16 protein-coding genes and 3 tRNA genes are annotated in these 18,969 nt (G+C 57.1%); 11 read left to right on the forward strand and 8 right to left on the reverse strand.

Going from position 1 to position 18,969, the window contains the following annotated elements; genetic code table 11:
• Window positions 1-15 precede the first annotated feature (15 nt).
• The 6 genes from E8M78_RS08175 (at window position 16) to E8M78_RS08200 (ending at window position 7,810) form a co-directional block, all read left to right on the forward strand.
• Window positions 16-1,527 carry an ABC transporter substrate-binding protein gene (locus E8M78_RS08175; RefSeq protein WP_137134601.1) on the forward strand — a complete coding sequence of 504 codons (1,512 nt, stop codon included), beginning with the start codon at window positions 16-18 and terminating at the stop codon, window positions 1,525-1,527.
• Window positions 1,528-1,624: 97 nt separating this feature from the next.
• Window positions 1,625-2,572, forward strand: a complete 948-nt coding sequence (locus E8M78_RS08180) for an ABC transporter permease (protein WP_137134602.1) — start codon at window positions 1,625-1,627, stop codon at window positions 2,570-2,572.
• Window positions 2,569-3,438: an ABC transporter permease gene (locus E8M78_RS08185; protein ID WP_137134603.1), complete on the forward strand. Its 870-nt coding sequence runs from the start codon at window positions 2,569-2,571 to the stop codon at window positions 3,436-3,438. The genes E8M78_RS08180 and E8M78_RS08185 overlap by 4 nt, the downstream gene beginning before the upstream one ends.
• Before the next feature lie 18 nt (window positions 3,439-3,456).
• Window positions 3,457-5,244 (forward strand): gamma-glutamyltransferase family protein, encoded by a 1,788-nt coding sequence (locus E8M78_RS08190; protein ID WP_137134604.1) that lies wholly within the window; start codon window positions 3,457-3,459, stop codon window positions 5,242-5,244.
• Between the two features lie 2 nt (window positions 5,245-5,246).
• Window positions 5,247-6,005, forward strand: coding sequence for a DUF1028 domain-containing protein (locus E8M78_RS08195; protein ID WP_137134605.1), 759 nt, complete (start codon window positions 5,247-5,249; stop codon window positions 6,003-6,005).
• Window positions 6,002-7,810, forward strand: a complete 1,809-nt coding sequence (locus E8M78_RS08200; RefSeq protein WP_137134606.1) for an ABC transporter ATP-binding protein — start codon at window positions 6,002-6,004, stop codon at window positions 7,808-7,810. The genes E8M78_RS08195 and E8M78_RS08200 overlap by 4 nt, the downstream gene beginning before the upstream one ends.
• A gap of 9 nt (window positions 7,811-7,819) precedes the next feature.
• Here the strand turns inward: E8M78_RS08200 and radC are convergent, their stop codons facing one another.
• From radC to phaC, 4 genes are read right to left on the reverse strand one after another with little or no spacing between them, the layout of a single operon-like run.
• Window positions 7,820-8,653 (reverse strand): DNA repair protein RadC, encoded by an 834-nt coding sequence (gene radC, locus E8M78_RS08205; protein WP_137134607.1) that lies wholly within the window; start codon window positions 8,651-8,653, stop codon window positions 7,820-7,822.
• A 10-nt stretch (window positions 8,654-8,663) separates the two neighbouring features.
• Complete coding sequence (map, locus tag E8M78_RS08210; RefSeq protein WP_137134608.1) at window positions 8,664-9,497, reverse strand: type I methionyl aminopeptidase; 834 nt, start codon at window positions 9,495-9,497, stop codon at window positions 8,664-8,666.
• A 30-nt stretch (window positions 9,498-9,527) separates the two neighbouring features.
• Window positions 9,528-10,244 carry a DNA/RNA nuclease SfsA gene (gene sfsA / locus E8M78_RS08215; RefSeq protein WP_137134609.1) on the reverse strand — a complete coding sequence of 239 codons (717 nt, stop codon included), beginning with the start codon at window positions 10,242-10,244 and terminating at the stop codon, window positions 9,528-9,530.
• Window positions 10,245-10,256: 12 nt separating this feature from the next.
• Window positions 10,257-12,098: a class I poly(R)-hydroxyalkanoic acid synthase gene (gene phaC / locus E8M78_RS08220; RefSeq protein ID WP_137134610.1), complete on the reverse strand. Its 1,842-nt coding sequence runs from the start codon at window positions 12,096-12,098 to the stop codon at window positions 10,257-10,259.
• 140 nt (window positions 12,099-12,238) lie between these two features.
• On the opposite strand from phaC, the gene E8M78_RS08225 reads away from it, so the two are divergent.
• The 5 genes from E8M78_RS08225 (at window position 12,239) to recJ (ending at window position 17,535) form a co-directional block, all read left to right on the forward strand.
• Window positions 12,239-12,637, forward strand: a complete 399-nt coding sequence (locus tag E8M78_RS08225; RefSeq protein ID WP_137134611.1) for an SHOCT domain-containing protein — start codon at window positions 12,239-12,241, stop codon at window positions 12,635-12,637.
• A 100-nt stretch (window positions 12,638-12,737) separates the two neighbouring features.
• Window positions 12,738-13,961 (forward strand): LL-diaminopimelate aminotransferase, encoded by a 1,224-nt coding sequence (locus E8M78_RS08230; protein WP_137134612.1) that lies wholly within the window; start codon window positions 12,738-12,740, stop codon window positions 13,959-13,961.
• Between the two features lie 61 nt (window positions 13,962-14,022).
• Entirely contained in the window at window positions 14,023-15,342 is a 1,320-nt protein-coding gene (locus E8M78_RS08235) for a homoserine dehydrogenase (protein WP_137134613.1), read from the forward strand.
• A gap of 86 nt (window positions 15,343-15,428) precedes the next feature.
• On the forward strand, window positions 15,429-15,641 hold the full coding sequence (locus E8M78_RS08240; protein WP_137134614.1) for a hypothetical protein: 213 nt from the start codon (window positions 15,429-15,431) through the stop codon (window positions 15,639-15,641).
• 91 nt (window positions 15,642-15,732) lie between these two features.
• Window positions 15,733-17,535 carry a single-stranded-DNA-specific exonuclease RecJ gene (gene recJ, locus E8M78_RS08245; protein WP_137134615.1) on the forward strand — a complete coding sequence of 601 codons (1,803 nt, stop codon included), beginning with the start codon at window positions 15,733-15,735 and terminating at the stop codon, window positions 17,533-17,535.
• Window positions 17,536-17,571: 36 nt separating this feature from the next.
• On the opposite strand, the gene E8M78_RS08250 is transcribed toward recJ, so the two are convergent.
• The 4 genes from E8M78_RS08250 to E8M78_RS08265 all read right to left on the reverse strand — a co-directional run bounded on the left by E8M78_RS08250 (window position 17,572) and on the right by E8M78_RS08265 (window position 18,832).
• A tRNA-Glu gene (locus E8M78_RS08250) sits at window positions 17,572-17,646 on the reverse strand.
• Window positions 17,647-17,818: 172 nt separating this feature from the next.
• Window positions 17,819-17,893, reverse strand: a tRNA-Glu gene (locus tag E8M78_RS08255).
• Between the two features lie 229 nt (window positions 17,894-18,122).
• A tRNA-Glu gene (locus tag E8M78_RS08260) sits at window positions 18,123-18,197 on the reverse strand.
• A gap of 134 nt (window positions 18,198-18,331) precedes the next feature.
• Window positions 18,332-18,832 (reverse strand): hypothetical protein, encoded by a 501-nt coding sequence (locus tag E8M78_RS08265; protein ID WP_137134616.1) that lies wholly within the window; start codon window positions 18,830-18,832, stop codon window positions 18,332-18,334.
• Between the last annotated feature and the right edge of the window lie 137 nt (window positions 18,833-18,969).

Raw genomic sequence — 18,969 nt, forward strand, 5'->3', positions numbered from 1 at the left:
CAGAGGAGAATGATCATGAACCAGATCTTGCGCCTGACTACGGCTCTGGCCTTCGGTGTCTTGACTGCGCTGCCGGCCGCCGCCGTCGACTTGAAAGTCGGTTTGCAAGACGATGCGGATGTGCTCGATCCGGCACAATCACGAAGCTTTGTTGGCCGTATCGTCTATACCGCAATGTGCGACAAGCTGGTCGATGTCTCGCCGGACCTGAAGATCATTCCGCAGCTGGCAACCGACTGGGCCTGGTCGGAAGGCGGCAAGGTGCTGACCATGAAACTGCGCGAAGGCGTGAAGTTTCATGACGACACCCCGCTGGACGCGGCGGCAGTCGTGACCACGATCGAACGCAATCTGACTATGGCGGAATCACGCCGCAAGAGCGAACTTGCTTCTGTCGAGAAGGTTGAGGCCGCGGGTCCGCTTAAGGTCAAGTTCACGCTGAAGCAGCCGGATGCGACGCTTCTGGCACAACTGTCCGACCGCGCAGGCATGATTGTCTCGCCGAAGGCCGCGAAAGAACTGGGCGCGAATTTCGGATCCAAGCCGGTTTGCGCCGGACCTTTCAAGTTCGTCGAGCGTGTCCAGCAGGATCGTATCGTTCTCGAAAAGTTCAAGGACTACTGGAACAAGGACAATGTCTTCATCGACAAGGTGACCTACACGCCCATTCCGGATTCCACAGTGCGGCTCGCCAATCTCCAGTCTGGCGATCTGGATTTCATAGAGCGGTTGGCGCCAACGGATGCCGCAGCCGTCAAGGGTGATTCCAAGCTGACCTATGCGGATGTCGTCAATATCGGCAACATGTCGATCTACGTGAATGTGGGCAATGGCGCGCGCGCCAACAACCCGATGGGCAAGGACAAGCGCCTGCGTCAGGCGTTTTCGCTGGCCATGGATCGTGAAGCGCTGATGCAGATCGTATTCGAAGGCACGGCTCTTGCGGGCAACCAGCCATTCCCGCCAAGCAGTGCGTGGTTCAACAAGTCCGTTCCTGTTCCGCAGCGCGACGTTGCAAAGGCAAAGGCCTTGATCAAGGAAGCAGGCTTTGACCGTGTGCCCGTCGAGATCCAGATCCCGAACAATCCGGTCGTTCAGCAGACGATGCAGATCATCCAGTCCATGGTGGCGGAAGCCGGGTTTGACGTGACCTTGAAGTCGACCGAATTCGCAACCCTGCTGGATGAGCAAACGCGCGGTAACTACCAGCTCAGCCGTTCCGACTGGTCGGGCCGCGTCGATCCGGATGGCAACATCCACCAGTTCGTCACCTGCAAAGGTGGCCTTAACGACACGAAGTATTGCAATGCGGAAGTCGACAAGTTGTTGAACGAAGCGCGTGCCGCGACGGACGAGAAGGTACGCAAGCAGAAATATGATGCCGCTACTGTCATTCTGAACGACGAGCAGCCAATGATCTACCTCGGTCACCAGTCCTGGATCTGGGCCATGAAGAAGAATGTCACCGGTTTCACCCCCTCGCCGGATGGCATGATTCGTCTTGTTGGCCTGAAGAAGGGCAGCTGAGGTAAGCAGGCGCCGCGGAGTTCAGCCTGCGGCGCCACTTTTCAATCTGCGTGGTTGTGCCTTCGGCCAGCCATCGAGCCCCATAGGGATGGTGCAAATGCCCGTCTATATTGGAAAGCGTCTGCTGGTCGCCATTCCGACCTTGCTGATCATCTCCATCTTTGTTTTTTCGCTTCAGAAGCTGCTTCCCGGTGATCCCATCATGGCCATGGCCGGTGAAGAGCGTGATCCAGCGGTGCTTGAGCCGCTTCGGGAGAAGTATCACCTCAATGATCCAATCCCCGTGCAATATGTTCGCTGGCTCGGTGGTGTTGCCCAGGGTGATCTTGGCGTTTCCTTACGCACTAATCAGCCGGTCCTTGAACTGATCGGGCAGAAGCTGCCGGTCACGATCCAGCTCGCCGTCATGTCGATGTTCTTCGCCGTCATCATCGGCGTGCCGATGGGCATACTGGCGGCGGTGAAAAAGAATACGATCCTCGATTACATCGCCAATCTGGTCGCGTTGTCCGGCTTGTCGGTACCGAACTTCTGGCTCGGCATCATGCTGATCCTGCTGATTTCGGTAAACCTTGGCTGGCTTCCGGCCTCGGGGTTCGAGTCGATTTTCGTGGATCCGGTGCGATCCATTCAGACGATGCTGATGCCATCCTTCGTTCTTGGAACCGGGCTTGCGGCAACGCTGATGCGCCATACGCGTTCTGCAATGCTTGGTGTTCTTTCCTCGGATTACATCCGGACAGCCCGCGCCAAAGGTTTGTCGCCTAGGGAAGTGATCCTGTCCCATAGCTTCCGCAATGCCTTGCTGCCGGTTGTCACGCTCAGCGCGCTGCTTTTCGGCGAATTGCTGGCCGGAGCTGTATTGACGGAGCAGATCTTCACGATTCCCGGCTTCGGGAAGCTTATTGTCGATGCCGTCTTCAACCGCGATTATGCCGTTGTGCAGGGCGTTGTCATGTGCACGGCGGTCGGTTTCCTCGTCATGAACCTCGCTGCCGACATCCTTTACGTGCTGCTGAATCCAAGACTGAGGGCAACGCTATGAGCGCCGTCTCCCAGACCGCTGTTCCTGCCAAACGCGAAAGCAGCCGTGCCTGGCGCAAGCTGAAGGCAAACCGCAGCTCCGTTGCTGGCTTCATCATCATTATATTCTTCGTGGCTTTGGCTGCACTGGCACCGGTTCTGCCTATTCCGGATCCTGTGGTAACCAGTTGGTCGGCTATCCGCAAGGCACCGTCCGCGGCGCATTGGCTGGGCACGGATGATCTTGGCCGGGATATCCTCTCGCGCATGGTCTGGGGCGCGCAGGCATCGCTCATGGCTGGAGTGTTTTCCGTTGCTATTGCAGTGGTGATAGGAGTGCCGTTCGGCATTCTCGCCGGCTATTTCGGCGGCTGGGTGGATCTCATCATATCGCGCATCACCGAAGCGCTGCTTGCCATGCCGTTCCTGATCATGGCGATCGCGCTTGCTGCATTTCTTGGTCCAAGCCTGACCAATGCCATGATAGCCATCGGCCTCAGTGCCATGCCGATTTTTGTCCGTTTGACGCGTGGGCAGGTACTGGCTGTGAAGCAGGAGGATTTCGTCGAGGGCGCACGGTCTGTGGGCCTCGGCCATCTCGATATTATGCTGCGTTACATTCTGCCGAATGTCACGGCACCGATCATCGTGCAGGCCACCTTGACGGTCGCGACGGCGATCATTGCCGAAGCCTCGCTCTCCTTCCTCGGGCTTGGTCAGCAGCCACCTGCCGCCAGCTGGGGCTCCATGCTGAATGTTGCGAAGAACTTCCTGACACAGGCCCCTTGGATGGCCATGTGGCCTGGCATCGCAATTTTCCTCGTCGTCATCGGTTTCAATCTCCTGGGTGATGGTCTGCGTGATGCGCTGGACCCCCGCGAAAATTAAGTCTGAAAGGCATTGTTGATGAGTGACTTCACGACGCGTCCTGAAATTCTCGGCACTTTCGGTGTCGTGACCTCGACCCACTGGATTGCTTCCGCCGTGGGCATGAGCATTCTGGAAAAGGGCGGTAACGCATTCGACGCAGCCGTTGCCACCGCCTTCGTGCTTCAGGTTGTAGAGCCGCATCTCTGTGGTCCGGGCGGCGATATGCCGGCGATCATCTATTCGAAGAAGAGCGACAAGGTTGAGGTGATTTGTGCCCAGGGTCCAGCGCCCGCAGGTGCCACAATAGAGCACTACACTGCGGAAGGTTTGAAACTCATTCCGGGCGATGGCCTGCTGGCAACCGTCATCCCCGGCGCGTTCGATGGCTGGATGCTCATGCTGCGCGATTATGGCAGCATGTCCGTTCGCGAAGTGCTCGAGCCTGCAATCTATTACGCTGAACATGGGCATCCCGTGCTGCCGCGTGTTTCGGCAACCATCAAGGGCTTGGCGGACTTCTTCGCGAAAGAATGGCCAACCTCGTTCGAGACCTGGCTGCCGGGTGGATCTGCACCGGAGCCACATTCAAACTTCCGCAATCCGGTTCTCGCGGAAACATGGAAGCGTATCATCTCGGAGTCAGAGAGTGCCACCGGCAGCCGCGAGGACAAGGTTCAGTTAGCCCGTGATGCCTTCTATCGCGGTTTTGTGGCCGACTCGATTGACCGCTACCTGAAGACGGCGGAGGTAATGGATGCGAGCGGCCAGCGCCATAAGGCGGTGCTGACCGCTGACGACATGGCAGGATATTCGGCGACGATCGAAGCCCCGCAGACCTTCGACTACAATGATTGGACTGTTGCCAAGACTCTCGCATGGGGGCAGGGGCCAGTCTTGCTGCAATCCCTCGCGTTGTTGAAGGGATTTGACCTGCAAGCAATGGACCCGACCGGTCCGGACTTCGTGCACCATGTGGTGGAAGCAATGAAGCTCGCCTATGCCGATCGCGAGGTCTATTACGGTGACCCGGAATTCGGCCAGATACCGACCGAATTTCTCCTGTCAGAAGGCTACAACACCGAGCGCCGCAAACTCATTTCTGACACGGCTTCCATGGAACTGAGACCCGGCCTTGTTCCCGGCTACGAAAGCCAGCGCGATGCGACCATGGCCATGCTGGCGGAATTTTCCGGCAAGGGCGCGGTCTACGAGCCGACAATGGCGCATTTGTCTGAGAAGAAAGGCGATACCGTCCATATCGATGTCATCGATCGCTGGGGCAACATGGTCTCGACAACGCCGTCGGGCGGTTGGCTGCAATCTTCGCCGGTCGTGCCCGGCCTCGGCTTCCCGCTGAACTCGCGCGCACAGATGTTCTGGCTGAAAGACGGACTGCCGACATCGCTGGCGCCCGGCAAGCGCCCTCGCACGACATTGACGCCCTCGCTCGCGCTCTATCAGGGTAAGCCGACGCTTGCGTTCGGAACTCCGGGAGGCGACCAACAGGACCAGTGGCAATTGCCCTTCTTCCTGCGCTACGCACATCACGGCAAAAACCTTCAAGCCGCAATCGATGCGCCGCTGTTCCATACGACTCACTTTCCGGGCTCGTTCTATCCGCGCACATCGGAACCGGGGCAAATCATGGTGGAAGCAGGTTTCGGGGAGGCGACGATCGCGGAGCTACGCCGTCGCGGCCATCAGGTCACAGTGGCCGAAAACTGGACGGTCGGTCGCTTGACGGCTGCGCGCCGTGACGCGGATGGCCTGCTGCGTGCGGCAGCGACACCGCGATTGATGCAAGCTTATGCTGTGGGGCGTTGACCATGACCTATTCGATCGTTGCAAGAGATCCGGAGACCGGACATCTGGGCATCGCCGTTGCCAGTCGCTTCTTCGCCGTTGGTTGCGCCGTGCCCTACATTCGGGGCGGAGTTGGCGCTGTTGCTACGCAAGCCTTCGTTAGCCCGCTTTACGGCACCGACGGCCTGAAAATGCTGGGCGAGGGCAAGTCTCCGGAAGAGATCATTAGGATTGTGACGAAGCGCGATGACGGCGCAGAACAGCGCCAGATGCACCTGATCGACGCATCGGGCCGGAACGCAGCGTTCACCGGTTCCAAATGCATAGATTGGGCAGGCCATCTGGTTGCCGAAAATGTATCTGTGGCCGGAAACATGCTGGCAGGGCCTCACGTTGTTGAAGAGACAATGCGCGCTTACCAAGAGAAGTTGCATATGCCTTTTGCGGAAAGGCTCCTTGCCGTAATGGAAGCGGGCGAGGCGGCAGGCGGCGACAAGCGTGGCAAGCAATCTGCTGCTCTCGTCATCTATCGTGATCAGGATTATGCCTGGTTGAACATTCGCGCCGATGATCATGGCGATCCCCTTGCGGAACTGCGTCGGCTTTATGCTGTTGCGCAGGAGCGATACATCTATGTGGCGGAAACGATGCCAACGCGCAGCAACCCGCACGGCATTATTGATCGTACCATCATTGATCAGAAGATCGCCGCCCTTGAAGCAGAACGCGCTGCTGCTGGCCGCGCATCTGCATCCTTCTCTACACCGAGGATGCCCAAATGACCGCAGAACCCATACTTTCGGTTCGCAGCCTGACGACCTCATTTCGTGTCGATGGTGAGTGGAAGCCTGTCGTTCGAGATGTGTCCTTCGATATCAGGCCCGGCGAGACGCTGGCGATCGTCGGCGAATCCGGTTCGGGCAAGAGCGTCACCTTGCTCTCCATCATGCGGCTTCTCGCGCATAGCACGAGCCGCATCGAAGGTCAGGTGCTGCTCAACGGACGTGATCTGTTGAGCCTGTCCGAGAAAGAGATACGCGCAGTCCGCGGTAATGAGGTCTCCATGATCTTTCAGGAGCCGATGACATCGCTGAACCCGATCTTCACGATCGGTCGGCAGATCTCGGAAGTGCTGACGCGCCATAAGGGAATGTCAGCCACTTATGCCCGCACCGAGACCATCCGCATGCTGGAGAAGGTGCGCATTCCGAACGCAGCTTCCCGCTTCAACGAGTACCCTCATCAGTTTTCCGGCGGCATGCGCCAGCGTGTCATGATCGCCATGGCATTGGCTTCTCGGCCGAAACTGCTTATCGCTGACGAACCGACGACGGCACTTGATGTCACAATACAGGGCCAGATCCTGGACCTCATCAAGACGCTGCAGGAGGAGGAGGGCATGTCTGTTCTCTTCATCACGCACGATATGGGTGTGGTCGCTGAGATCGCAGACCGCACCGTCGTGATGTTCCGGGGCGATGCGGTGGAGAGCGGCGAGACAGAGCAGATCTTTCATCGGGGGCAGCATCCCTATACCCGCGCGCTTCTTTCTGCCGTACCGAGACTAGGGTCGATGGAAGGGCAGGCCGTGCCGCTACGGTTCCCGATTGTCGATACGGTCACGGGTATCACGACCGAGCCGCAGCCGAGCAGGACGATGCCCGAACGGGATGCTCCGATCCTGAAGGTCGAGAACCTCGTAACCCGCTTTCCGGTTCGCTCAGGCCTGTTCAGTCGCCAGACCGGTTCGATCCATGCGGTCGAAAATGTTTCCTTCGATTTGAAGCAGGGCGAGACTCTGGCGCTTGTCGGTGAGTCCGGCTGTGGCAAGTCGACGACCGGACGCTCGGTCATGCGGTTGATAGAACCCACCTCCGGTGACATTCGCCTCGATGGCCAGAATGTACGGGAGCTCGGATCCTCGCAATTGCAGCGCATGCGCAAAAGCATCCAGATGATTTTTCAGGATCCATTCTCAAGCCTCAATCCGCGTATGTCAGTTGGACAGGCGATCGCTGAACCATTTCTCAAGCATGGAATGGGCAATGCGGCTGAGGCCAAACAGAAGACGGCAGACCTTTTGGAGCGGGTGGGTCTATCAGCATCCATGATGAACCGTTATCCGCATGAGTTCTCCGGCGGACAGCGTCAGCGAATTGCCATCGCCCGTGCACTTTCACTCGATCCGAAGGTGATCGTTGCAGACGAGTCCGTTTCGGCTCTGGACGTTTCAATCAAAGCGCAGGTCTGCAACCTGCTTCTGGATCTGCAGGAACAACTGGACCTCGCGTTCCTGTTTATCAGCCACGACATGGCCGTCGTAGAACGGGTAAGCCACCGCGTTGCGGTTATGTATCTGGGCGAGATTGTGGAGATTGGCCCGCGGGCTGCCGTATTTGAAAATCCGCAGCACCCTTACACACGCAAGCTTATGTCGGCGGTTCCCGTGCCGGATCCTGCAAGACGCGGCATTCGCCGTGGGCTGATGGAGGAAGAATTGAACAGTCCAGTGCGACCCATGGGCTATCAGTCGCCAAAGCGGGAATATCGCGAAGTCTCCGCGGGCCACATCGTTCAAGTGGCGTGATAGAGATCGTCAGATCAGGCGCAAGCCCTTGAAGCTCACATGGCCGTCCTTACCGATGATGATGTGATCATGCACGGTGATTCCGAGCGGTTTCGCCGTCTGGATGATCGTATTGGTCATATCGATATCGGCTCGTGACGGCGTCGGATCGCCTGACGGGTGATTGTGCACCAGAATGATCGCTGTCGCAGAAAGTTCCAACGCCCGACGCACTACTTCGCGAGGGTAGACGGGCGTGTGATCCACCGTTCCTCGTCCCTGTATTTCGTCGGCTATCAATGTGTTGCGCTTGTCGAGGAACAGGATGCGGAACTGCTCACGCGATTCGTAGGCCATGGCGGCATGGCAGTAATCGATCACAGAGGACCAGGAACCCAGTACCTGCTTGTCGCGCAACTCGCTTTTCAGTATCCGCTGACCAACAGACGCGATGAGCTTCAGATCCAGCGCAACTGCTTCGCCGACCCCCTTAACCTCTTGAAGAAGCTGGACCGACGCTCCAAAGACGCCAGCCAGATTTCCGAAGCGGTCAATCAGCGCCTTGGCAATCGGCTTGGTATCCCGCCTTGGAATCAGCCGGAAAAGCAGCAGTTCGAGGATCTCGTAATCGGCAAGTGCTGTGTCACCGTTTTCTCGGTACCTGGCACGCAAACGTTCGCGATGACCGTGATAGTGAGCCGACTTATCATCTTCCTTGGCAAATGGCACAGGTCTCTTCAAGCCGGCTGCCTTTGGTGCCTGTTCCGCAAAGAAGCTTCGCTCATCCGCGAACAGGTCGTTCGTTTCCTCTTCGGCTTCCGGAAAACCCTGCTGCGTGGATGGAGGCACGGAAGATTGCGTCATCGATTCCCTTTCACAGAGGCGGCAGCCCCGGACGATCCAACCCGCTGGGAGAGAGGGTGAAGATTTCGCATCCTGTTGCAGTGACACCAACTGCATGTTCGTATTGGGCAGACAGCGAGCGGTCACGGGTCACGGCCGTCCAACCATCGGAAAGAACCTTCACATGCGGCTTGCCCAGGTTAATCATGGGTTCGATGGTGAAAATCATGCCTTCGCGCAATTCTGGACCTTCGTCTGCACGCCCGTAATGCAGAATGTTCGGGCTGTCGTGAAACAGGCGGCCCACCCCATGACCACAGAAATCCCGAACTACCGAGCAGCGTTCTGCCTCGGCGAATGTCTGTATCGCTTCGCCGATGGCACCGGTGCGGACACCTGGCCGGACGACGGAAATGCCGCGCATCAGGCATTCATAGGTCACCTCCATCAGGCGCTCGGCTGCGCGCTTCACCTGACCGACCGGATACATACGGCTGGAATCGCCATGCCAGCCGTCCACGATGTAGGTTACATCGATGTTGACGATGTCGCCCTCGCGCAGTGGCTTGTCTTCCGGCATACCATGGCAAACGACGTGATTGATCGACGTGCAGACGGAGTATTTGTAACCGCGATAATTCAGTGTGGCGGGCAGGGCGCCATGATCTGCTCCGAACTCGAAAACGAAGCGGTCGATTTCATTCGTCGTGACACCGGGCTTCACGATTGATGCCAGCTCATCAAGGCATCGCGCTGTCAGTTGACAGGCCTTGCGCATGCCGTCGAAGTCCGCAGCGGTGTCATACAGCCGGATTGCACCCGTGTTCTTCTTTGGCGCCGATGCTGCGTCGATATAGGTAACCATGGATTCACTTTCGTCTCGCTCGCACCGGTTTTAATCAGGCTGCTCGCTTTCGTCTATCGGGATCAACCTTTCGGCAAAAATTCCTTGAGGGGAAATCGCGCAACTCAGCGCATAGGCTTCCACTCCGTGGCGTAGCGCCTCTCGGAATGCCGCCCCATACTTCGGGTCCAGATCGTCGCAAATTCTGAGGTTCGCGCAATCGTTCCTTTGGATGACGTAAAGCATGACCCCGCGATGTCCGGATTGGACGACGGATACCAGCTCATTGAGGTGCTTGGCCCCGCGTTCCGTTACCGAATCGGGAAACTCTGCAAGTCCTGGTCTGCGCATGAAATGCACATTCTTGACCTCGATGTAGGCGTCCGGCTTGCCTTCTTCCCGCAGCAAAATGTCGATGCGGGAATTGATGCCGTAACGTTGCTCTCGCTTAAGGATTGCCGTGGCAGACAGTGTCGGCAGCAACCCGCTGAGCACCGCTTCTTCCGCAATCTTGTTCGGCACGGCGGTATTGATGCCAACAAGTGTGCCATCCGCCTGCACCAGTTCGAGCATGTGGCGGTATTTGCGGGTAGGGTTGTTGTGCAGCGACAGCCAGATTTCCGAACCCGGTGTCGTTAGTCCGCGCATGGAGCCGGTATTAGGGCAGGAGCCTGTAATCACCTCACCATCCGCTAACTCCGCGTCGAACAAAAAACGTTTGTAGCAGCGGATCAACCGCGCCGGGACAAGAGGCGTTAAAAACTTCATGAATGAATGTGCCTAGCTCCGTACCCTGACATAGGTGCCGGGTGCATCGCACAAAGGTTGAAGTTTGCTTCCGCCAGGAATCCGGGCGGGTACGCGCTTGTCGCTCTGCTTCTCGATCCATTGCTGCCAGTGCGGCCACCAGGATCCAGCCGTCTCTGTCGCCGTCTTGAGCCAGTGGTCCAGCGAGCCTTCCACCGGTCCATTCGTCCAGTACTGGTACTTGTGCTTGGCCGGCGGGTTGACGACACCCGCAATATGGCCTGACCCACTCAGCACGAACGTTACATCGCCGCCGAAGAACTGGCATCCCAGAAAAACGGAGCGGGCCGGTGCAATGTGATCTTCCTTCGCAGCTAGGCTGTAAACCGGGATTTTGATGTCTCCGAGCGCGATTTGTTTTCCACCGAGAACCATCTCACCCTTGCTCAAGCGGTTCTCCAGATAGCAGTTCCGCAGATAGAAGGCGTGGTTGGCAGCCGTCATCCGCGTTGAGTCAGAGTTCCAGTAGAGCAGGTCGAAGGCTGTCGGTTCTTGGCCCTTAAGATAATTCGAAACGACGTAGGGCCAGATCAATTCCGAAGCACGCAGCATGTTAAAGGCAGCCGCCATCTTCGACCCTGCAAGATAACCCGTCGTATTCATCTGCTGTTCGAGCGCTTCGATCTGCTCGTTGTCCACGAAGACCTTCAACTCTCCTGCATGGGTGAAATCAACCTGTGTCGTGAAGAACGTGACCGACCGAATACGCCTGTTCCGAGCCTTGGCATGCTGAGCTAGCGCTGCGGCAAGCAGGGTGCCACCGACACAATAGCCGATCGCATTCACTTCCTTCTCGCCGGTCGCATCCTCAATCGTCTTGAGCCCGAAATCGATGCCGTCGCGGATGTAATCTTCCCAGGCAAGTCGCGCATGACGCTCTTCCGGGTTCACCCATGATACGACAAAAACCGTATGGCCCTGTTCCACGCACCATTTGATGAAGCTTTTCTCTGGGCCAAGGTCAAGGATGTAGAACTTGTTGATCCACGGCGGTACGATCAGCAGTGGCCTCTTCAAGACGGTCTCAGTCGAGGCCTGATATTGGATGATCTCGCAGATTTCGCTGCGCGCCACGACCTTGCCGGGGGTAATGGCGACATTCTCACCTAGCCGGAACTTGGACTGATCCGTCTGTCGCAGGCGCAGTTCCCCACGACCTGCCGCCACATCTTCCGCGAGAATCCGCATGCCCTGAACGAGGTTGGCACCGTTGCTGGCAACGGTCTGTCGGAATACCTCCGGATTGGTCAGGGCAAAGTTGGCGGGAGAAATCGCGGCGGTCAGTTGTTTGACGTAGAAAAGCGCCTTCTTCTGGGTGTGTTCATCCAGGCCATCTGCGTTCTCCACAAGCTTTTCAGCCCAGGTCGCGGTGACCTGATAGATCTGTCGCATGAGCGAGAAGAACGGATTCTTGCGCCAGTCTTCGTCGGAAAACCGCTTGTCTTTCGGTAGATCGTCCGGGTCCGCCGCTTCCTGACCTGTCGCAATGCGCTGCAGGGTGTTCATCCAGATGCCCATATAGGACGACAGCAGGAGAGACTGCGCATCGAGCGTGCGCTTAGGCTCGGACATCCAGTATTCTATGACTTTCGACAGGGTCTTGACCATTTCGGCCACCGGGTCGATCGGATCGATCACCTCGCCGCGTTCACGCGGACCGATCCATTCTGTCGCCGCCTTGCCGAAATTTTCGACGGCGCGCGCGAGATTTAGCGCCATGGCCTGCGGGTCTTTGACGAGATAGGCCTCCATCGCCTTCGCATCAAACGCGGCGGATTCTCCCCCCGCACGGCTGTAATGGCCGTCGCTCCCCATCGTGTCCTCGCTCCCCTTGTGAACCCTTCAGGGTTCCAGCCTGCTTTTTTGGTTTTTACATTGTGCCCGAAAACGAATACAAGTTCCAGCGATTGCGGCCCGGATGGGCTTAGCCAAAGGTGAAAGACAGGGTTGCAGAAATGGTTGTACAGGCGGGTTTGGTTCGTCATCTATCGATGCTGGTTTGCGTCGTGGCGATTCCCATGGGCCTTGCCGGTTGCAACAGTTTTGCGCTGGACGATGGCATTCCCAATACACCACCGCCAGCTGTCGTTGTTGGTCCACAGAACGCACCGCGCCCTGAAGCACTGACACTGAAGTCGACCGGCACCTATCCGACATTTGGGAAACCATTGACCGCAGCCAATACTCAGATCGAGGATCAGCAATATACATCCGCCGAAACGCAACTGAGTTCGCTGGCAAAGGCTAAAGCGCGGGGCGCAATTTCCGAAGCTGAATATAATCGTCGGGTCAACGCTTTGCGCAAGCTTTCGGAAGAGCAGACCTCCAGCGGGACGGCGCCTGCCACCAATTAAAGCTTGCCTTTGGGCGTTTTTCGCATCAAAGCATCTTGCTGCCGGGATGCAAACTGCCTTGCTTCGCGGCGCTGTTTTTAACGCCTTGACGAGGTTCGCTATGGAAGAGTTCCATAAAGTCCGCAGACTGCCGCCCTACGTTTTCGAACAGGTAAACCGTTTGAAGGCGAGCGCACGAGCGGCGGGCGCGGATATCGTTGACCTCGGTATGGGCAATCCTGATCTGCCGACGAACCAGTTCATCGTCGATAAGCTGATTGAAACCGTTCAGAGACCCGATACGCACGGTTACTCGTCTTCTAAAGGCATTCCGGGCCTGCGTCGCGCACAGGCTGCCTATTATGCCCGTCGGTTTGGCGTGAAGCTAAACCCCGATACGCAGGTTGTGGCAACCCTCGGCTCCAAGGAAGGCTTTGCCAACATGGCTCAGGCCATCACGGCGCCTGGGGATGTGGTGTTGTGCCCAAATCCATCCTATCCGATCCACGCCTTTGGCTTCCTGATGGTCGGCGGCGTTATCCGCTCTATCCCGGTTGAACCGAATGAGGAGTTCTTCCGCGCGCTGGAACGTGCGGTTGCTCATTCGATTCCGAAGCCGATCGCGATGATTCTCTGCTATCCGTCGAACCCGACCGCGACCGTCGTCGAACTCGATTTCTACAAGGACGTCGTCGCCTTTGCGAAGAAGCATGGCGTGTTCGTCCTGTCCGATCTTGCCTATTCCGAAATCTATTTCGACGGTAAGCCAACGCCTTCAGTCCTGCAGGTTCCAGGTGCGATGGATGTCGCCGTGGAATTTACGTCCATGTCCAAGACCTTCTCCATGGCTGGCTGGCGCATGGGCTTTGCGGTCGGCAATGATCGTCTGATTTCCGCTCTGACGCGCGTTAAATCCTATCTCGATTACGGTGCATTCACGCCGATCCAGGTTGCGGCGACTGCCGCGTTGAACGATCCGGATCTCGACCAGCACATTGACGAGGTTCGCCAAACCTACAAGCGTCGACGCGATGTGATGGTTGAAAGCTTCGGACGTGCAGGCTGGGATGTACCGCCACCGGCGGCATCCATGTTCGCCTGGGTGCCGGTGCCGGAAAAGTTCCGTCATCTCGGCTCGCTTGAGTTCTCTAAACTGTTGATCGAGAAGGCCGATGTCGCGGTTGCTCCGGGTATCGGCTTCGGTGAGCATGGTGACGAATACGTTCGTATTGCTCTTGTCGAAAACGAACATCGCATCCGTCAGGCTGCCCGCAACATCAAGCGATTCTTTGGAACCGCGGATGAGACACTACACAACGTAATTTCGCTAAACGCGCATCGTTGATTTCAATCACAAAACTGGGCGGCGTTCTGCCGCCCGAACCACATCAATAGGAAATTTGAATATGGCAGACGCCCTCAAAATCGGTATTGCGGGTCTGGGCACCGTTGGCGCTTCGCTTGCGCGCATTTTGACAACGCGCGCAAATGAGCTGGCAGTAACGTGTGGGCGTGCCATTGAAATCACTGCGGTCACTGCGCGTGATCGTTCGCGCGACCGAGGGGCAGATCTGTCTCGTGCCGAGTGGTTTTCCAGCCCTGAAGAGTTGGCCGAGAAGGCGGATATCGACGTCTTCGTTGAATTGATAGGTGGTGCTGAAGGAACTGCAGATCGATCCGTTCGTGCGGCTCTTGCCAGAGGCCTGCATGTCGTTACTGCGAACAAGGCGCTGCTTGCTCGTTGCGGCGTAGAACTGGCTGCGATCGCTGAAGAAAAGGGCGTTCTGCTAAACTTCGAAGCTGCTGTTGCCGGCGGTATCCCTGTCATCAAGGCCTTGCGCGAGTCTCTGACCGGTAACACGATTTCCCGCATCTACGGCATCATGAACGGCACCTGCAATTACATCCTGACCCGGATGGAAAAGGAAGGCCTGTCATTCGAGGCGTGCTTGAAAGAGGCTCAGCGACTCGGATATGCGGAAGCTGATCCGACGTTTGATATCGAGGGCAACGATACGGCTCACAAGCTGGCGATCCTGACGACGCTCGCCTTTGGAACCCGCATTGCCGCCGATCAGATCTATCTCGAGGGGATCTCTAACATCTCCATCGAAGACATTCACGCCGCAGCCGATCTTGGCTATCGGATCAAACTGCTCGGCGTGGCTCAGCGCACCGAGAGTGGCATCGAGCAACGCGTCCATCCGACCATGGTGCCGCATGACTCGGTCATTGCTCAGGTCGATGGTGTAACGAACGCCGTAGCGATCGAGTCCGATATCCTTGGCGAATTGCTCATGGTCGGTCCTGGGGCCGGCGGCAACGCCACTGCGTCCGCCGTGCTTGGCGATATCGCAGATATCGCGAAGAGCCGCCCCGGTGCGCAACGTGTTCCGGTTCTTGGAAAGCCTGCCGCGTCTCTGGAAGTCTACCAGCAAGCGCAGATGCAGAGCCACGAGGGTGGTTACTTCATTCGCCTGACCGTTCTGGATCGCGCGGGTGTTTTTGCTAACGTGGCAACTCAGATGGCGCAAAACGGCATCTCACTTGAGTCGATCGTACAGCGGGCCAACGGAGGTTCGGCCTCCGATGCGAAGACAATCATCCTTGTCACGCATGCCACAACGGAAGATTCGGTTCGCAAGGCAGTGGCAGGCATAAAGGGTGGGAATTATCTTTCGGGTGAGCCGCAGGTGATCCGGATTGAGCGGCCGAAGGCGTTCTGATTCGGCTCTGCTGCTAATCAGGTAGCCATCAAACGGAAATAGGCTTACACTTCCTCGCAGGTTCACCAGTGAGGGAGGCGCTTGTGATGTCCAAGATAATCTCGTTTCGGAGACAGCATGACAGCGATATGTCCGATCTCTCATCGGTCCGCGTCAGTGCATTTGATAGTCTGATGGGCAAGCCTACCGTGACCGGCGGCTCTGACGAAAAGGTCGATCACCATTGGGGCGTGGCGCTTGCACTGGCAACCTGGCCAATCTGCCTTGGGGCTGGTGCGGTTCTGATGGCCCTCGATTGACGTGGGCAGGGAAAATTTCAAAGAGAATCACCTGCACAAACATCTTTTAAATGCTGTAGAAGCGGTCTGACTTCAACAAAGTTTCGGGCCGATGTTAGAACCTGCAGATCCAGTTTCCCGCGCATTTCTAGGCGTTGAACAATCCGCTGTTGGCAATCGTTGGGTCTCGCGTCTTGATCAGGCCGGACAGAACCGCGCGCTGGCTATCGCGCAACTCCATGGCATTCCCGAGCTGATTGCGCGCGTGCTGGCCGGCCGAGGTGTTCAGCCGGACGATGCTCCGGCATTCCTCGACCCAACGATTCGCCGCCTGATGCCCGAGCCCTACAGTTTGATTGATTGCGAAAAGGCGGCAAACCGTATTGCCGATGCCGTCGAGCGCCGCGAGCGGGTCGCAATCTTTGGCGATTACGATGTCGACGGCGCAGCGTCCTCCGCCCTGTTGTCGCGCTTCCTTCATCATTTCGGAATACAGGACCATATCTACATTCCTGATCGTATATTCGAAGGATACGGACCCAATCCCGCCGCCATACGGCAATTGATTGCCGATGGGGCGAACCTTATCGTTACAGTCGATTGTGGCTCGACGAGCCACGACGCTCTGGACGCCGCCGCCGAAGAAGGGTGCGACGTGGTGGTGATCGACCACCATCAGATGGGCCCGCAACTGCCTCATTGTCTGGCACTGGTCAATCCAAATCGAAACGATGATTTGTCGGGGCAGGGGCATCTTTGTGCGGCCGGTGTCGTCTTTATCGTGCTTGTCGCAACCGCGCGAATCTTGCGTGAAAGAGGCCATGATAAAGCAAAGACGCTGGACCTACTCGGATTTCTGGATCTCGTAGCGCTTGCGACGGTCTGCGATGTGGTGCCACTCAAGGGATTGAATCGTGCCTACGTGGTCAAAGGTTTGCTTACCGCTCGCCACATGGGCAATGCGGGCCTGGCGGCGCTGTTTCGCAAGGCCGGGCTAGGAGGGCCAGTTACGCCCTATCATCTCGGATTTTTGATCGGTCCCCGAATCAATGCAGGCGGCCGAATCGGTAACGCCGCATTGGGAAGCAGGCTGCTGACATTGGATGACAGTTCCGAGGCTGAGGATATCGCAGCACGGCTTGATGAGCTCAATCGTGAACGGCAAGCCATGGAAGCCGAAATGTTGCTGGAGGCCGAAGCCGAGGTGGTCGCGGAATACGGGACGGGCGAAAACGCCGCTGTCATCGTCACCGCCCGCCAAAACTGGCATCCGGGAATCGTCGGTCTTCTCGCAGCGCGTTTGAAGGAGAAGTTCAAGCGTCCGGCATTTGCCATCGCCTTCGACGCATCCGGGCGCGGCTCTGGATCTGGACGGTCCATTCCGGGATTCGACTTGGGCAAAATGGTCCGCGGCGCTGTAGAGGAAGGTCTGCTGGTCAAGGGCGGTGGCCACGCCATGGCGGCGGGGCTGACAGTCCAGCAGAAAAATCTCGGCAAACTGCGCGCTTATTTTGAAGCCATCGCAGAGAATGTCGTACCGTCATTAGTGGCAAATCATGTGCTGAAGATCGATGGAGCACTCGCTGCTTCAGGAGCCACACTTGCGCTGATTGATCAACTGGAGCAGGCTGGGCCCTTCGGATCCGGGCACAGCCAGCCGATTTTTGCCATTCCCGCGCATCGCGTCGTTGATTCCCGCCAAATTGGAACATCGCATGTGAAGGTGTCTCTTCAGGCCATGGACGGTTCGCGACTCGAAGGCATCGCATTCCGGGCTGCGGATACACCACTCGGGCAGCTGTTGCTTGGCTCCCGTGGCAGCCAGTTGCATGTGGCGGGTAGTCTGAGTGCCGATCAATGGCAGGGTAGCCGGCGCGTTCAACTGCGGATCACCGATGCTGCGAAAGCAATCTGATCAGTAAACATTTTTTCATGAAAGATATGGAGAGGATGGCACGCCCTAGGGGAATCGAACCCCTCTTTCCAGAATGAAAATCTGGCGTCCTAACCGATAGACGAAGGGCGCGTGCTGTGGCGCCCTTATATGGACGAGGCGCTTGATGCGCAAGTGGAAAATGATTGTGAAGAGCAATAAAATCCACAAAAATACGGATAGAAATAGCATGTAGAAACGACATCGATCATGATGAGCGTCACAGGCGTAACTATCTGAATTTGAGGCTTTTTTGGTAGAGTAGTGGCACGCCCTAGGGGAATCGAACCCCTCTTTCCAGAATGAAAATCTGGCGTCCTAACCGATAGACGAAGGGCGCGTGCTGTGGGGGCCGTTATAGCCACGATTTCGAACTTCGCAAGAGGAAAAATCCGGTCTACGGAGAGTTTTTCACAGGACGAAATCGGACATCAGATTCAGCAAACTGAATTGGTACTAACCCGGCACGGGATGAGCTGAAGCTCGATCCAAATCAATACTTCGACACGAATGGCTACGCTCGAGCGCTTTGGGGCAGCTGTGTTGTCTGTCGATAGTCTGGGAGGTGATGGCACGCCCTAGGGGAATCGAACCCCTCTTTCCAGAATGAAAATCTGGCGTCCTAACCGATAGACGAAGGGCGCGTGCTGTGGCGCCGTTATATGGGTGCCTTGCAGGATGCGCAAGTACCTTTTTCATAAAACTGACAAAAAATACGGCGGCAACCGAATAGGGTAAAACGCAATGATATCAGGGATTAACCTGGAGGTATGCGGTTCTACCAAAGGCCGTTCTTATCTGGGGATCCGGAGGCCGGCGCTGGCTGAGCGATCCCGCTGTTGCGTGCACTGAACACGCTGCCAGCCATGGGATTGATATTTTTGACAGGTGCATAAGCCGGTACGCCCTGAGCTTCGGCAACTTTCGCGTTTGCAATCGCGAAGATGCTGTTTTGCCCAGCTTGCACCGCAGTTGGCTGCTGAATAACATTGGCCAGACTGTTTTGTGGTGCTTGCACCGGAGGGTGTTGGGTCGATTCAGCCTGTTGCGGCGCTACGATTTGCGGCGAAACCGCCCGCGTCGAACTGGGTTTTGCGCTTGCCTGTTTCACCGGTGGCGGCTGCTTGGAAACGAGTGGATCGGTATAGGCGGCACTTTTCGTTGGTGATGCCGGCGAAGAGGCCGGTGTGTGGGATATTGTGCGCGTTTCTGGTTCCGCAGCTGCAACTATCTGTTCGGATGGCGCCTTTGCCAATAGGCTCGTGCAGCTATTCAACATCGAGGACGCCAGCAAGGCCCCACCGATGACCAATCCGCGTCGAACGCCGAGTGCGAATGATGTGCCTGACTTTGACATGTGCGACTATCGACCCTGTCTGTTGATCGGATCGATCTTGCACCCGCAATCCTGCGTGA

It is taken from the genome of Rhizobium sp. FKY42, from assembly GCF_005222835.1.
Classification (GTDB): Bacteria; Pseudomonadota; Alphaproteobacteria; order Rhizobiales; family Rhizobiaceae; genus Neorhizobium.

Bases quoted from the DNA above. Each gene is read 5' to 3' on its own strand.
- E8M78_RS08175 (WP_137134601.1), top strand. From the start codon at position 16: ATGAACCAGATCTTGCGCCTGACTACGGCTCTGGCCTTCGGTGTCTTG.
- E8M78_RS08180 (WP_137134602.1), top strand. From the start codon at position 1,625: ATGCCCGTCTATATTGGAAAGCGTCTGCTGGTCGCCATTCCGACCTTG.
- E8M78_RS08185 (WP_137134603.1), top strand. From the start codon at position 2,569: ATGAGCGCCGTCTCCCAGACCGCTGTTCCTGCCAAACGCGAAAGCAGC.
- E8M78_RS08190 (WP_137134604.1), top strand. From the start codon at position 3,457: ATGAGTGACTTCACGACGCGTCCTGAAATTCTCGGCACTTTCGGTGTC.
- E8M78_RS08195 (WP_137134605.1), top strand. From the start codon at position 5,247: ATGACCTATTCGATCGTTGCAAGAGATCCGGAGACCGGACATCTGGGC.
- E8M78_RS08200 (WP_137134606.1), top strand. From the start codon at position 6,002: ATGACCGCAGAACCCATACTTTCGGTTCGCAGCCTGACGACCTCATTT.
- radC (WP_137134607.1), bottom strand. From the start codon at position 8,653: ATGACGCAATCTTCCGTGCCTCCATCCACGCAGCAGGGTTTTCCGGAA.
- map (WP_137134608.1), bottom strand. From the start codon at position 9,497: ATGGTTACCTATATCGACGCAGCATCGGCGCCAAAGAAGAACACGGGT.
- sfsA (WP_137134609.1), bottom strand. From the start codon at position 10,244: ATGAAGTTTTTAACGCCTCTTGTCCCGGCGCGGTTGATCCGCTGCTAC.
- phaC (WP_137134610.1), bottom strand. From the start codon at position 12,098: ATGGGGAGCGACGGCCATTACAGCCGTGCGGGGGGAGAATCCGCCGCG.
- E8M78_RS08225 (WP_137134611.1), top strand. From the start codon at position 12,239: ATGGTTGTACAGGCGGGTTTGGTTCGTCATCTATCGATGCTGGTTTGC.
- E8M78_RS08230 (WP_137134612.1), top strand. From the start codon at position 12,738: ATGGAAGAGTTCCATAAAGTCCGCAGACTGCCGCCCTACGTTTTCGAA.
- E8M78_RS08235 (WP_137134613.1), top strand. From the start codon at position 14,023: ATGGCAGACGCCCTCAAAATCGGTATTGCGGGTCTGGGCACCGTTGGC.
- E8M78_RS08240 (WP_137134614.1), top strand. From the start codon at position 15,429: ATGTCCAAGATAATCTCGTTTCGGAGACAGCATGACAGCGATATGTCC.
- recJ (WP_137134615.1), top strand. From the start codon at position 15,733: ATGTTAGAACCTGCAGATCCAGTTTCCCGCGCATTTCTAGGCGTTGAA.
- E8M78_RS08265 (WP_137134616.1), bottom strand. From the start codon at position 18,832: ATGTTGAATAGCTGCACGAGCCTATTGGCAAAGGCGCCATCCGAACAG.